8 protein-coding genes are annotated in these 15,244 nt (G+C 46.5%); 5 read left to right on the top strand and 3 right to left on the bottom strand.

The features are described 5' to 3' along the window. Positions 1-1,387: 1,387 nt before the first annotated feature. Positions 1,388-2,716, bottom strand: coding sequence for an exodeoxyribonuclease VII large subunit (xseA, locus tag BEL05_RS03065; RefSeq protein WP_028763497.1), 1,329 nt, complete (start codon positions 2,714-2,716; stop codon positions 1,388-1,390). 119 nt (positions 2,717-2,835) lie between these two features. Here xseA and guaB point away from each other — a divergent pair, with 119 nt between their 5' ends. The 3 genes from guaB (at position 2,836) to tadA (ending at position 6,588) form a co-directional block, all read left to right on the top strand. Continuing rightward, positions 2,836-4,302, top strand: coding sequence for an IMP dehydrogenase (gene guaB / locus BEL05_RS03060; protein ID WP_069670233.1), 1,467 nt, complete (start codon positions 2,836-2,838; stop codon positions 4,300-4,302). A 108-nt stretch (positions 4,303-4,410) separates the two neighbouring features. Then, positions 4,411-5,988: a glutamine-hydrolyzing GMP synthase gene (gene guaA / locus BEL05_RS03055; protein WP_028763499.1), complete on the top strand. Its 1,578-nt coding sequence runs from the start codon at positions 4,411-4,413 to the stop codon at positions 5,986-5,988. 48 nt (positions 5,989-6,036) lie between these two features. Next, positions 6,037-6,588, top strand: coding sequence for a tRNA adenosine(34) deaminase TadA (tadA, locus tag BEL05_RS03050; RefSeq protein WP_083250286.1), 552 nt, complete (start codon positions 6,037-6,039; stop codon positions 6,586-6,588). Between the two features lie 23 nt (positions 6,589-6,611). Here the strand turns inward: tadA and BEL05_RS21250 are convergent, their stop codons facing one another. Continuing rightward, entirely contained in the window at positions 6,612-6,740 is a 129-nt protein-coding gene (locus BEL05_RS21250) for a hypothetical protein (protein ID WP_259651095.1), read from the bottom strand. Between the two features lie 56 nt (positions 6,741-6,796). Further along, a complete protein-coding gene (gene mltF, locus BEL05_RS03045; RefSeq protein WP_069670232.1) occupies positions 6,797-8,230 on the bottom strand; it encodes a membrane-bound lytic murein transglycosylase MltF in 1,434 nt (477 codons plus the stop codon). A gap of 324 nt (positions 8,231-8,554) precedes the next feature. Here mltF and purL point away from each other — a divergent pair, with 324 nt between their 5' ends. After that, the gene (purL, locus tag BEL05_RS03040; protein ID WP_069670231.1) at positions 8,555-12,436 is read left to right on the top strand and encodes a phosphoribosylformylglycinamidine synthase; all 3,882 of its coding nucleotides are present in this window, start codon (positions 8,555-8,557) and stop codon (positions 12,434-12,436) included. 1,238 nt (positions 12,437-13,674) lie between these two features. Further along, a complete protein-coding gene (locus BEL05_RS03030) occupies positions 13,675-15,231 on the top strand; it encodes a cytochrome ubiquinol oxidase subunit I (protein WP_028763503.1) in 1,557 nt (518 codons plus the stop codon). The last annotated feature ends 13 nt before the right edge of the window (positions 15,232-15,244 follow it).

Raw genomic sequence — 15,244 nt, 5'->3', positions numbered from 1 at the left:
GCTTGCCTTGCAGTGTTAAGTTGGTAAGATGTTGTTCATAAAGAGAATCAAAGCGTTGTTGTTCGGATGTGTTCATGACAATACTCCTAGGGTTACGACCAAGGCTGGTCGCTACTAGAAAGTATTTAGGATGAGTGAGCAAAGAGGCTTGTTATCTCTTCTGCCGCATAGCGGCTTCGTTCAACAAGTTGCTCAAGTTCGTTCGTAAACTCACTGGGACAATTAACAGTTGGCTTGGCGCTTCGCGCAAGTTTAGCCAACTATTTTTTGCCTCTTAATGAGGCTTTACCGTATATCATCTTGCCATGCTTTCCTTAATAATCATCACCTTAAGAACTTTGGTTCTAACCAATTTCTGTCCAAAAGCTTCTCGCAAGGTCAAATCGAAGAGGTAGAAAACTCGGTGTAGATGCGGCTGCGGACGTTGATGGCATGGCCGCTCTCTGCATCCATATCATCGCGGCATTTGTGAATCCATTCACGTCAGATGCCATCGTCGAGCCTCCACGGATGGATTCACGGCGTGTAGCAGCAGTATCTGCACATTCCTCGCCGGACAGGCGATTAGTTACAGTGAAGATACAAATTTCAAAAACACTCTACCAAAACAGCCAAATGTTAAACCACAAAAAATGCCAACACCTTCATTCGAAGGTCAGCTTATTTTTGTCCAAAAATGATTTAACTTTTGATTGTTAGATTGATACCCGAAAGGTTAAATCGGAGAGATAAAATAACCCTGTGTAGATGCGGCTGAGGGTATCGAAAACATGGATGTTTTCGTTAAGCGGTCAGGGATGACGTATAGCGTCCCGAAGCAGTATCTGCACATAAGCGAGCCGCAGGCTTTTAACTACAATGAAGATTCGACTTTAAACACAAATTCCAATTCCAATACAGCCAAATGTTACAAGCCAAAAATGCCAACACCTTCATTCGAAGGTCAGCTTATTTTTGGCCAAAAACGATTTAACTTTTAATTGCCAAGTGATACGAACAAGGCTAAATCGGAGAGATAAAATAACCCTGTGTAGATGCGGCTGAGGGTATCGAAAACATGGCCGAAAATGTTCCCGACATTTTACGGCATTCCCTACTTCCATGTAGGTCAGATGTTTTCGTTAAGCGGTCAGGGATGACGTATAGCGTCCCGAAGCAGTATCTGCACATGAAGGTCGTTCCGTCACATCCATGTGATCACGACATTCGTATATCCATATACATCACCGCTGCAGGCTTTTAACTACAATGAAGATTCGACTTTAAACACAAATCCCAATTCCAAAACAGCCAAATGTTAAACCACAAAAATGCCAACACCTTCATTAGAAGGCCTACCTAGTTGGAGGAAAAATAACTGAGTTAGTTAGGCTAACTTAGCCGTCAGTCATAACACGGTTGATTGCACTTCACCATCGATGAGCTTAGTGGTTAGCTTGTCGCCGGCGTTAACATCGGTAACCTTCTGAACGACTTTTCCATTGATGTCCAAGGTGATGCTATAACCGCGACTTAAGGTGGCGAGCGGGCTGACAGTGTCTAACTGATGGGCTGTGTGGCGCAGCGAATTGTCCGCGTGACTTAATTGGCGATTAATTGCCCCTTGCAGTCTTTGGTTGAGGTGATCGAGACGATTAAACTCTAGCGTTAGCCGATTGCATGGAGACTGTTGATTGAGTCTTGCCTGTAGCGATTGATGTCGATTCTCAAGTCGGTGGAGTTTGTGGCTCATTACCGCCCAGAGCCTTAATTGCATCTCATCGAAACTTTGCTCAAATTGCTGTAGGCGACGTTTGGGGTCCTGACGTTGTAATCTGTGTTCAAGCTGATTAAAGCGTTGTCCCTGTTTAAGCTGATAATGTTGCCAGCTTTGTTTAAGCCGGGTTATAGCCATCGTCAGCTTGTCGCTTTTACTCAAGGCATCTTGTGACAATACCTCAGCAGCCGCTGAAGGCGTTGGCGCGCGCAGATCGGCAACATAGTCACTGATAGTGGTATCAACCTCGTGACCGACCGCTGAGACCACTGGAAGCGCACTGTTATAGATAGTATGGGCTAAGGCCTCGCTATTGAAACACCATAAATCTTCTAACGAACCGCCGCCGCGGGTGACCAAGAGTACATCGACCTCGTTGCGGTCATTGGCTTGCATAATGGCGTGGCAGATTGAGCGGTCAGCGTGTTCGCCCTGTACCGCAGTAGGGTAAATGATCACTTCAAGGGATGGGTCGCGACGTTTTAATACATGCAAAATATCGCGTATTGCAGCGCCGGTGGGCGAGGTAATAATGCCGATACGTTGGATATTGCTTGGCAGTGGGCGTTTAGTGTCAGCGGCGAACAAGCCTTCAGCAGCCAGCTTCATCTTGAGTGCTTCATATTGCTGAGCTAGCAAGCCGTCACCAGCGGGTAGCATCGACTCAATAATCAGTTGATAGTCGCCTCGCGGCTCATAAACGCTAATGGAACCCTTTACCAGTACCTGTTGACCATTGACGGGACGGAAGCTGACGCTGCGGTTTTTTCCTTTGAACATCGCCGAGCGGATTTGAGCCAAATTGTCTTTTAAGGTTAAATACCAATGGCCTGAACTTGGCGCCGAAAAATTGGAGATCTCGGCTTCTAGCCAGATCCTGCCCAGTTCGCCTTCAAGCAGTTGTCTGACCTCTCCATTGAGGCGTGACACGGTGTAAACGTTATTTTTCGGCATTTTCATAGAAATTTTGCATCTAAAGCGACTTTTTTACTATTTTCCATTTACCAAGCCCAATATGCAAGGTATAATCCCGCCGCAATATTTTACCTCTTATATCACCTACATGGGGAGATGTTGCCATGCTACGTTTAAAAAAAGAAGCACTAACCTTTGACGATGTTTTGCTTGTTCCTGCACACTCGACTGTACTCCCTAATACTGCTGTTCTCAAAACACGCTTAACTCAAACAATAGAACTCAATATGCCGATTGTGTCTGCAGCCATGGATACCGTGACTGAAGCACGTCTTGCCATCGCAATGGCGCAAGAAGGCGGTCTTGGTTTTATTCATAAAAATATGAGCATAGAGCAGCAGGCGGAGCAAGTTCGCCAAGTGAAGATCTATGAGGCTGGTATCGTGCAGCAACCTGTAACGGTCACGCCTTCGACAACCCTTGCTGACCTTAAAATATTAACCCAAAAGAATGGCTTTGCGGGTTACCCCGTTGTTGATGATGCGAACGAATTGGTGGGTATTATTACCGGCCGTGACGTACGTTTTATCACAGATTGGAGCCGCACCGTTGAGCAAGTGATGACGCCTAAAGCGCGCCTTGTGACAGTACCAGAAGGTACGCCGCTTGATGAAGTGCAAAAGCTGATGCATGCGCACCGTGTTGAGAAAGTGCTAGTGGTCGATGCTGATTACCGACTTAAGGGTTTGATCACCGTAAAAGATTTCCAAAAAGCAGAAGAGAAGCCAAACGCCTGTAAAGATGAGTTTGGTCGTTTACGTGTTGGCGCTGCTGTTGGTGCTGGTGCGGGTAACGAAGATCGTGTTGATGCACTCGTTGCTGCTGGTATCGACGTACTGCTTATCGACTCATCGCACGGCCACTCTGAGGGCGTGTTACAGCGTATTCGCGATACGCGTGCTAAATACCCAGATCTACAAATTGTTGGCGGTAACGTTGCAACGGCTGAAGGCGCATTAGCTTTGGTTGAAGCGGGCGTTAACGCGGTTAAAGTCGGCATTGGCCCTGGCTCTATTTGTACTACGCGTATTGTTACCGGTGTAGGTGTGCCACAAATCACGGCGGTATCTGATGCGGCTGCCGCGATTAAGCACCTAGATATCCCTGTGATTGCCGATGGTGGTATCCGTTTCTCGGGTGACTTGGCTAAAGCATTGGCTGCAGGTGCATCATGTATCATGGCCGGTTCTATGTTTGCCGGTACTGATGAAGCACCAGGCGAAACAGAACTACACAATGGCCGTGCGTATAAATCATACCGTGGTATGGGCTCACTGGGCGCCATGACTCAAGGTTCATCAGACCGTTACTTCCAAACCGATAATGCGGCGGACAAGCTTGTCCCTGAAGGGATTGAAGGCCGTGTACCTTATAAAGGTAAGCTTAAAGAGATCATTCATCAGTACATGGGTGGTTTGCGTTCATGCATGGGACTAACAGGCTGTCCTACCATTAAGGACCTCAGCGAGAAAGCGGAATTTGTGAAGGTGACATCGGCAGGTATGGGTGAGTCTCATGTGCATGATGTGACCATCAGTAAAGAAGCGCCTAACTATCGTAGCCGTTCATAAAAGATTGATATCAGGCAGTGTTATTGAAAAATGCACTGCTTTTTTATAATTGTATTGGTCGATGCTAAGTCGACCATCAGCAACAATTTGAAAGAGATAAGGTAAACCATGAGCAATATTCATGATCATAAGATCCTAATCCTAGATTTTGGATCTCAGTACACGCAATTGATTGCCCGCCGTATTCGTGAGATCGGTGTTTACTGTGAGCTTTGGGCCTGGGATGTGTCTGAAGCGCAAATCAAAGAGTTTGCCCCAAACGGTATTATCCTTGCTGGTGGCCCTGAAAGCGTGACCGCTGAAAACTCACCGCGTGCGCCTGAGTATGTATTTAATGCAGGCGTGCCAGTGTTGGGTATCTGTTATGGCATGCAAACTATGTCTGAACAGCTTGGCGGTAAAGTGATCCAAGGTGTTGGTGAAGGCGAGTTTGGTTATGCTCAAGTTGAGGTTCAAACCACTTCTGCACTGTTTAAAGCCATTGAAGATGCAGTAAGCCCTACCGGTAAGCCGCTGCTTGATGTTTGGATGAGCCACGGTGACAAGGTTTCAGAAATTCCTGAAGGGTTTGTGACGGTAGCCAATACTGAAACCTGTCCGTTTGCAGCAATGGCCAATGAAGAGAAGCAGTTTTACGGCGTGCAGTTTCACCCAGAGGTGACCCATACCCGTCAGGGTAAGCGGATGCTAGAGCACTTTGCGTTAGATATCTGTCAGTGTGAAGCCAACTGGAAGCCATCATCAATTATTGAAGATGCCGTTGAGCGCTTAAAGCAACAGATTGGCGACGATGAAGTGATTTTAGGTTTGTCTGGCGGCGTTGATTCATCGGTTGTAGCTATGCTATTGCACCGTGCTATTGGTAAAAAACTGACCTGTGTATTCGTCGATAATGGTTTGTTACGCCTTAATGAAGCGGACCAAGTGTTAGAGATGTTCGGCGATCATTTTGGACTTAACATTGTCCATGTTGACGCAGAAAATCGTTTCCTTGATGCCTTAGCCAGCGAAGCTGAGCCAGAAGCTAAGCGTAAGATCATTGGTAAAGTGTTTGTCGATATTTTCGATGAAGAGTCGAAGAAATGCGCCAATGCAAAGTGGCTAGCACAAGGCACTATCTACCCAGATGTGATTGAATCTGCGGGCAGTGCAACAGGCAAAGCGCACGTGATTAAGTCGCACCATAATGTGGGCGGGTTGCCTGATGATATGGAGCTGGGCTTAGTTGAGCCGCTGCGTGAGCTGTTTAAAGATGAAGTGCGTAAGATTGGCCTAGAACTCGGTCTGCCTTACAATATGCTTTACCGTCACCCGTTCCCAGGACCTGGTCTTGGCGTACGTGTGCTAGGCGAAGTGAAAAAAGAGTATTGTGATCTACTTCGTCGCGCTGATGCTATCTTTATTGAAGAGCTGCATAAAGCCGACCTATACAATAAAGTTAGCCAAGCCTTTACTGTGTTTTTACCGGTTCGTTCGGTTGGCGTTATGGGTGATGGTCGTAAATATGATTGGGTGGTATCGCTACGTGCAGTAGAAACAATCGACTTTATGACGGCACACTGGGCACATCTGCCTTACGACTTCTTGGGTCGTGTGTCGAACCGCATTATTAATGAGATTGATGGCATCTCGCGTGTGGTTTACGACATTTCAGGTAAGCCACCGGCGACCATTGAGTGGGAATAATGGGTTAAGTTTTACCCATTAGATGATTGAAAAAAGGAGCATACAACTATGCTCCTTTTTTTGCTTACGATGTTGTATGGAGAGATGACAGTGTCTCAGCAAGAGCTTGATATTCATTACATGCAGATGGCTTTAGCTTTGGCGGAGCAAGCTGAGCAGCATGGTGAAGTGCCAGTGGGTGCGGTACTGGTGCAGAAAGACAAAGTTGTAGCGAGTGGCTTTAACCTCAATATCCTTAATCATGATGCATCGGCGCATGCCGAAATGGAGTGTATTCGCGCGGCGGGTAAAGCGTTGGACAACTATCGTCTGCTTGATACCACTCTTTACGTCACACTCGAGCCCTGTGCCATGTGTGCGGGGGCGATGGTGCACGCAAGGATCTCAAGGTTGGTATTTGGCGCAGCCGATTTGAAAACAGGGGCGGCGGGCAGCGTACTGAATCTGGTGAACAACGAGGCATTTAATCATCAGCTTTCAGTTACCTCTGGTGTTTTAGCCCAAGAATGTAGTGAGCAGTTGAGTGCGTTTTTTCGACGTCGTCGTAAAGAGAAGAAGGCGTTAAAGATGGCGGAAAAACAAAAAGGGCTTAATGAATAAGCCCTCGTTTTTTTCGTTGATAATTAGCTGTCCATACAAGGCTGCTTGATAAAGGTAAAGTACTGCTTTTGCCTATTCATGGTTTGCTGGTGCCGCGTTTTAAGTTGAGTACGGCGTCTAGATGACATGCTGTTTAATGTTTTTTTTCTCATCTTGTTGCTCCTGTAAGTCTTAGCAGACAATCCTTTTGTACTGCATTGGCTTTTTTTTATTGAGGTTGCGCCCCAGACAACTGGTTTTCCTCTTGTTGCTCAGCGGTCTGCTGAGTTTCATCCATTAAATCTTGCTGTAATTCTTGATTCTGATTATCAATCCATACCAAGGTATCATAATAACGCCTTATGTTATCAACATAATGCACCGCTTCACTGCCTCGGGCATAGCCATAACGGGTTTGCTTATAGTATTTACGTTTTTGCAGCAGGGGTAATACCTGTTTCAGATCCCGCCATGCACTGGGGTTGAGTCCCATCGATTGCGCTAGCTTACGTGCATCTTCCACATGGCCATAGCCAATATTATAAGAGGCCAATGCAAACCACATGCGTTGGTTTTCTGGGATCGACTCTGGCAAGCGATTGAGAATGTCATTGAGATATTTAGCACCGCCTTTAATGCTCTGCACCGGATCGAGACGATTAGAGATCCCCACTTGCTTCGCTGTTGGTAGGGTTAACATCATCAGGCCGCGAACACCGGTCGGTGAGCGAGCGTTAGGGTTCCAATGGGATTCTTGATAGGCCGTTGCGGCGAGCTTACGCCAGTCGAGATCGCCCGCATATTCTTGAAAGCGCTCTCGATACTTAGGTAACTTACTATCGATGGCGCGTAAAAAGGCGCGAGTATCGACGTAGTCAAAACGTTTAACGTGGGCAAAATATTTTTCATTGAGATGAGCTAAGGTGCCCGATAGGCGCTCATTGTGCCAAAAGTTCAATAGCTGGCTCATCAGCAGGTCGCTATTGTTTGGCGGTAACAGCCATACGACGGCTTGATCCTCGCGCAGCACTGGACCTGCTCTCAGTTCAGGCATATAGCGGCGATTAATTTCAAAGGTGGTGGAGTCGGCAATGGTATAGGCTATCTCATCGCGGGCGATCATTGCCAATAACTCTTCGCTGTCTTTATCTTCCTCTTGTGACCACACCAATTCAGGGTAGAGCTTTTGCAACTCGGCTAGCGTTTCAATAAACGACGAGTCAGAGATGACGGTGATGTCCTTGTCCAGTTGACTGACATCGCCTGGGTATTTGATCCCCTGTTTGTAGACTAAGACTTGGTTGACATAGTACAGCGGTGGCCCTAGCCGAAACTGTTGACGTCGGCTGTTGGTGTCGGCCAAACCGGCGGCAATCAAATCAATTTCCCCCGATTGTAAGGCTTTGTAGAGTTCACCAATGGTGGCATAAGCTTGCATGTCGAGTTCAAGGTTTAAATAGTCGGCAAATCGACTGGCCATTTCATAGTCAAATCCTGCCGTGCCTTGGCCTGTGGTGACGTAGATTTGGGCCCCATAGAGCGTGCCGACGTTCAGGTGAGTTTTGACCACTTGTGGGGAGGGCGATTTTGTCTGTTCCACGCTGGGTTGCTGACAGGCAGTCAGTAACAAAAGGCAGCTTAGAATAAACAAAATTTTTCTCATTAAGGTCCTATTTTTAAGTCAATTTTTACAGGGCAGTCGACAATTATATCATAAGGAAATCAAACTGAATAATGGCTGGGTTTTGCGGGCGCCAACCCACACTAAATTGGGGCGAAAACAGCGACAAATACGCTTTAATTATGGAGCATATTTAGCGGTGCGGGTGACTTTCTTTATCTCGCGAAGCTGTTTTCGCTTTATGGTGATAATAAAACTCAGGAAACTCTGTTTTGAAGCGACTCTACGGATGATTTGTGGGCGACATTTCCCTATAATAGCGCCAGATCTGACCCTGCAATTATAAATATAAGGTGAATAGACGTGATGGAGATCATCCGCGGAGCCCCTGCTTTATCAGCGTTTAGAGTTCAAAAGTTAATGGAAGCCTGTGAAAATGCAGCACTTCCAGTACAAGAAATCTATGCTGAGTATGTTCATTTAGCCGATTTAACTGATGCGTTAGATGCTGAAGAAACTCAGCAACTAGAGAAACTATTGACCTACGGTCCAGCCATCGAAGCGCATGCGCCTGAAGGTGCAGTGTATTTCGTAACCCCACGTCCCGGTACCATCTCTCCATGGTCATCAAAAGCAACCGACATTGCGCATAACTGCGGCTTAGACAAAGTTAAGCGTTTAGAGCGTGGTGTTGCTTACTATGTTCAAAGTGACGCGCTGAGCGATGAGCAACAAAAACTGTTAAACAGCTTACTGCATGACCGCATGGTTGAAGTGATCATCAGTGAATTTACTCAGGCTAGTCGCTTATTTGTCAAAACTGCTCCAGCTGCAGTGACTAGCGTTAATATTCTTGGTGAAGGTAAGCGTGCTCTAGAGGTCGCAAACGTTGAGCTTGGTTTAGCACTCGCCCCTGATGAAATTGATTACCTGGTTGAGAACTTCGTGCGATTAGGGCGTAACCCTAACGACGTGGAGCTGATGATGTTTGCTCAGGCAAACTCAGAGCATTGTCGTCACAAGATTTTCAACGCCGATTGGACAATAGACGGTGAAGTGCAGCCTAAATCATTATTTAAAATGATTAAGAACACTTTTGAAAAAACGCCAGAGTATGTGTTGTCTGCCTATAAAGATAACGCCGCCGTGATGGAAGGCTCTGTTGCTGGACGCTTCTTCCCTGAGCAAAACGGTGTCTATGCTTATCACACCGAACCTATGCATATCTTGATGAAAGTTGAGACCCATAACCATCCAACGGCAATTAGCCCTTATCCAGGCGCAGCGACAGGTTCTGGCGGTGAGATCCGTGATGAAGGGGCGACCGGGCGTGGCTCTAAGCCAAAAGCCGGCTTAACAGGTTTTAGTGTCTCTAACCTTAAAATACCAGGCTTTGTTCAGCCATGGGAAGGCGATTACGGTAAGCCTGATCGTATCGTGACCGCATTAGATATTATGACTGAAGGTCCGCTGGGCGGCGCAGCATTTAACAATGAGTTTGGTCGTCCGGCACTATTAGGTTATTTCCGTACCTACGAACAAGAAGTGGCCAGCCATAATGGCGTTGAGGTGCGTGGTTATCACAAACCTATCATGCTAGCTGGTGGCTTAGGTAACATTCGCGAAGAGCATGTGCAAAAAGGTGAGATCACCGTTGGTGCAAAATTAATTGTACTGGGTGGCCCTGCGATGAACATCGGTCTTGGTGGTGGTGCTGCCTCTTCAATGGCCTCTGGCCAGTCTAGCGAAGATCTCGATTTTGCTTCTGTACAACGTGAAAATCCAGAGATGGAACGTCGTTGCCAAGAGGTTATCGATCGCTGTTGGCAGATGGGCGACGACAACCCAATTCAGTTTATTCACGATGTGGGCGCGGGTGGTTTGTCTAATGCTTTCCCTGAGCTAGTGAACGACGGTGAGCGTGGCGGTAAATTTGAGCTGCGTAATGTCCCCTCTGATGAACCAGGCATGAGCCCGCTTGAGATCTGGTGTAATGAGTCGCAAGAGCGTTACGTGATGTCAGTCGCGCCTGAAAACCTAGAGGTTTTCACTAAGATTTGTGAGCGTGAACGCGCACCGTTTGCAGTAGTGGGTGTAGCAACGGAAGAACGTCATCTATCACTGTCTGACGAGCATTTTGATAATAAGCCTATCGACCTGCCGCTTGAAGTGCTACTAGGTAAAGCGCCTAAGATGAGCCGTGATGTTGAGACCAAGAAGGCGGTATCGCCAGCATTGGACCAAGCTCAAGTCGACCTGAAAGATGCCGTGCGCCGCGTACTACGTCTTCCAACAGTTGCAGAGAAAACTTTCCTTATTACCATTGGTGACCGCACGGTAACCGGCTTAGTCAATCGTGATCAGATGGTCGGCCCTTGGCAGGTACCTGTCGCCGATTGCGCCGTTACTGCGTCGAGCTTTGACTCTTACACGGGTGAAGCGATGTCTATGGGTGAGCGCACACCGCTAGCGTTACTCGATTTTGGTGCCTCAGCCCGTATGGCCGTGGCCGAGTCAATCATGAATATCGCGGGTAGTGATATTGGTTCCTTCAAGCGTATTAAGCTATCGGCGAACTGGATGTCAGCAGCGGGTCACCCAGGTGAAGATGCAGGTCTTTATGAAGCTGTTAAAGCGGTTGGCGAAGAGTTATGTCCTGAACTTGAGCTGACGATTCCTGTTGGCAAAGACTCTATGTCGATGAAGACGGCTTGGCAAGACAATGGCGTCGATAAAGCGGTTACCTCACCGATGTCTTTGGTGATCACCGCGTTTGGTGTCGTACAAGACATTCGTAACACTGTGACCCCTGAATTACGCAGTGATAAGGGCGATACACAACTGCTGCTGCTTGATTTAAGCCAAGGTCAAAATCGTCTCGGTGGTTCATGTTTGGCTCAGGTCTATAGCGAGCTAGGCGATGTTGCCCCAGATCTTACCGATGCTGGATTACTGCGCGGCTTCTTTGAAGTGACCCAAGCATTAGTGGCAGACAAGCGTGTGATCGCTTACCACGATCGCAGCGATGGTGGTTTACTCACGACGCTAGTTGAGATGGCCTTTGCGGGGAATACCGGTCTAGATATCGATGTTAGCCGCTTAAGCGGTACCCATGTTGAGCGTCTATTTAACGAAGAGTTGGGTGGCGTGATTCAAGTGGCTGCTGGTGAGGCTGCAGAGATCACTGCAATGTATGAAGCGGCGGGCGTTGCTTGTCATTGTATCGCCACTCCAGTTGCTGGTGACACCCTTGTTATCCGTGACGGTGATACGCAACTGTTAACTGAGTCTCGTACAGAACTGCGTACCATTTGGGCTGAAACGACTTATCGTATGCAAGCGATGCGAGACAACCCTGAGTGTGCGCTTGAAGAGTTCAAGCTCAAACAGGTCGCCGATGCGCCAGGTTTGACTGTCGACCTAAAATATGACCCAAGCGAAGATGTTGCAGCGCCTTATATCCTTAAGGGCGTGGCACCTAAAATGGCTATTTTACGTGAGCAGGGCGTGAACTCCCATCTTGAGATGGCAGCGGCATTTGACCGTGCTGGTTTCGAAAGTCGTGACGTACATATGTCAGATATCTTAGCTGGTCGCATTAACCTTGAGGAATTCCAAGGCTTAGCTGCATGTGGTGGTTTCTCATACGGTGACGTATTAGGTGCGGGCGAGGGTTGGGCGAAGTCGATATTGTTCAATGCGCGTGCGCGTGAGCAGTTCAGCCAGTTCTTTGCTCGCCAAGATAGTTTTGCTCTTGGTGTGTGTAACGGTTGTCAGATGTTGTCTAACTTGAAAGATATCATTCCTGGTACCGAGCACTGGCCGCATTTTGTGCGTAACCGCTCTGAGCGTTTCGAAGCACGTTTCAGCTTAGTTGAAGTGCAAAAGAGTCCTTCGTTGTTCTTTGAGGGCATGGAAGGCTCGCGTATGCCAATCGCTGTGTCTCATGGCGAAGGTCGTGCCGAATTTGCATCAGCTGAAGCCCTAGCAGCTACTGAGGCCTCGGGCACAGTTGCACTGCGCTTTGTTGATGGGTATGGGCAAATTGCCACTCAGTACCCAGAAAACCCAAATGGTTCACCTAATGCACTAACAGGGATTTGTAGCACTGATGGCCGTGTGACAATCATGATGCCACATCCTGAGCGTGTATTTAGAACGGTGGCTAACTCATGGCATCCGGATGAGTGGGGTGAAGATAGTCCATGGATGAGAATGTTCCGCAATGTAAGAGCTAATTTAGGCTAAACGTAAGTTCAGCGCTAACTCGCTAAAAAGGGCCTCGAAATTTCGAGGCCCTTTTTTATACCTATTTATAGATACTTTAAAGGCTTTTTTAAACAGTAGCTTAGTTGATAAATGCTATATCACTGGATGCTAAATCGCCACAAACTCACCTTATAGACTGATTTTTATCTAACAGTGGGGAAAGTGAGTTTTTTTACAGAATAGGTGCTTAGTGCAGAAACCTAGGTTAGGATTATTAGTGTTCACTAAAGTAGCGTTGTTGTGAATGCCGTTTTGCGGCATAACAAAAAGCCACCACTCCGTAAACGAGGTGGTGGCCGCTTTGCGCTAACAAAACTTCAAGTAAATCTTTGGTACTAAAAAGCGGGTTAAAGCTCTCTAGCTGTATACAGTTCAACGAAAGTACGCTTGTAGCTGTTAACTAGACGTTCGAATAGGTTTCTCATTTTAACTCTCCACACAGTGATTGATGATGTGAGCGGAGTTGGACTTTACCGGGCTACTTCACCGGGTTGACCAGGCCGTCTCCTTAACACAGGGCATATATTAAGGGTTTTGAATGAGCACGACAAACGATTAAAACTTTAAGTTGAGATTAGTTTTTTTAATGGCTGAGTTGTTCTTTTGTTTTTGCTATTTGCTCTGAATCTGTATAACTAATTGATTTACATTAATCTTTGTGGTTTCAGTCTTTCTGGTTGTCATCAGTTATGTTATCCCTTGATTTGTTAAGTTTTGTTAAATACTGGCTTTTACTGCTATATGCTATTAAGTGGGTGAAAAAATATTTTTCATTACTCCAGGTTGCGTTCCTACCATTTTTTTTGATTATTAGCAATAGTGTTGCCAGGTGAACTGTGTAGTCGGCCGCAAAACCCATTATTCGCACTATGATTGATTGATTTGAATCAATTTTGAATGGTATAAAATACCCACGGCATACTTGCGTTTTATTTCGTAAGCTCCTGAATAAAAAGATTTAAAGTATTTGTTGTTTTTGTTTTTAGTAATCTTGATCGCAGAATACTTCCGATTTGTGATCTAGGTCTCTAGATTGAGTGTGAAATGTTCATTTTGAATTATGTGAGAGTCAAATTGAGCAAAAAGTAAAAAATTGACGGTTTGCGGGGCTAGCCCATTGCTGACCACTTTTTATAATAAAATTCCTACATAGGCATCTGTTATGGTTGATGGGGATCTAATCATAGTAGATGGTCGTACCACCTAAGGAGTCACTGATGATTTTAGAAGAGGTTGTAGAGCTATCGCGTTTGCAGTTCGCGTTAACAGCTATGTATCACTTCCTGTTTGTACCTTTGACCTTGGGGCTAGCATTTATTCTAGCCATTATGGAATCACTTTATGTGATGACCGATAAGCAGATCTATAAAGATATGACCAAGTTTTGGGGTAAGTTGTTTGGTATTAACTTTGCCCTCGGTGTTACCACCGGTCTGGCGATGGAGTTCCAATTCGGAACTAACTGGTCATATTACTCACATTATGTGGGCGATATTTTCGGTGCACCACTTGCGATTGAAGGTCTAATGGCCTTTTTTTTAGAATCTACGCTTGTGGGTATGTTCTTCTTTGGTTGGGATCGCTTTAGCAAGCGTCAGCATCTCGCCGTGACCTGGTTAGTGGCTTTAGGCTCTAACATGTCTGCATTGTGGATTTTGGTGGCTAACGGTTGGATGCAAAACCCAGTGGGTAGCGTATTTAACTACGAAACCATGCGTATGGAGATGACCAGCTTTGCAGAGGTGTTGTTTAACCCTGTTGCTCAGGTGAAGTTTGTTCATACCGTTGCATCGGGTTATGTCGCAGGTGCCATGTTCGTCTTGGCGATCAGCTCATACTATATTTTGAAAAAGCGTGACCTACCTTTTGCACGTCGCTCATTTGCGATTGCGGCAAGCTTTGGTATGGCCTCAATTCTATCTGTCATCGTATTAGGCGACGAGTCTGGCTATAAAGTGGGTGAGGCGCAGCGTGTTAAGTTAGCGGCTATCGAAGCGGAATGGCACACAGAGCCTGCTCCTGCAGCATTTACTGCGGTAGGTTTCCCTAATCAAGAAACCATGCATACCGATTATGCTATCAAGATCCCTTATGCAATGGGGATTATTGCTACCCGTTCATTGGATGAAGAGGTGACCGGTATTCATGATCTCATTATTGATCATGAAGTACGTATTCGTAACGGTATGAAAGCCTACGCTATGCTAACCGAGCTTCGTGCGGGTAATGAAACGCCTGAGCTACGTGCCGCTTTTGAAGAGGCTAAGGTTGATTTAGGTTACGGCTTACTGCTTAAACGCTATACGGATAAAGTGGTTGATGCGACTGAAGAGCAGATTAAAGCGGCGGCTAAAGATTCGATTCCGAATGTTGCGCCTATGTTCTGGACTTTCCGCGTGATGGTGGGTGCTGGTATGGTGATGTTACTGGTGTTTGCCGCAGCGTTTTGGCAGAGCACACGTCATCGCATTGAAGAGAAGCCTTGGGTCCTTAAAGCTGCGCTATATAGCTTACCGCTGCCATGGATTGCCATTGAGTGTGGTTGGTTTGTGGCTGAGTATGGTCGCCAACCTTGGACTATCTCAGAGGTGCTACCTACCTTTATGTCGGCATCAAGTCTGTCGGTGGGTGACTTGTGGTTCAGTATTATCTCTATCACGCTGTTCTATTCAATTCTATTGGTTATCGAGCTGTTCTTAATGATTAAGTTTGCTCGCAAGGGACCAAGTAGTTTGAAGACGGGTCGTTATCACTTTGAAAAGCTAGATGCTTAAGCCGGAGATCTGA

The sequence above is a fragment of the Shewanella colwelliana genome (assembly GCF_001735525.1).
Lineage (GTDB): Bacteria > Pseudomonadota > Gammaproteobacteria > Enterobacterales > Shewanellaceae > Shewanella > Shewanella colwelliana.
Note: the sequence above shows the minus strand (reverse complement) of the source record. Positions and strands in the feature narration are given on the sequence as shown.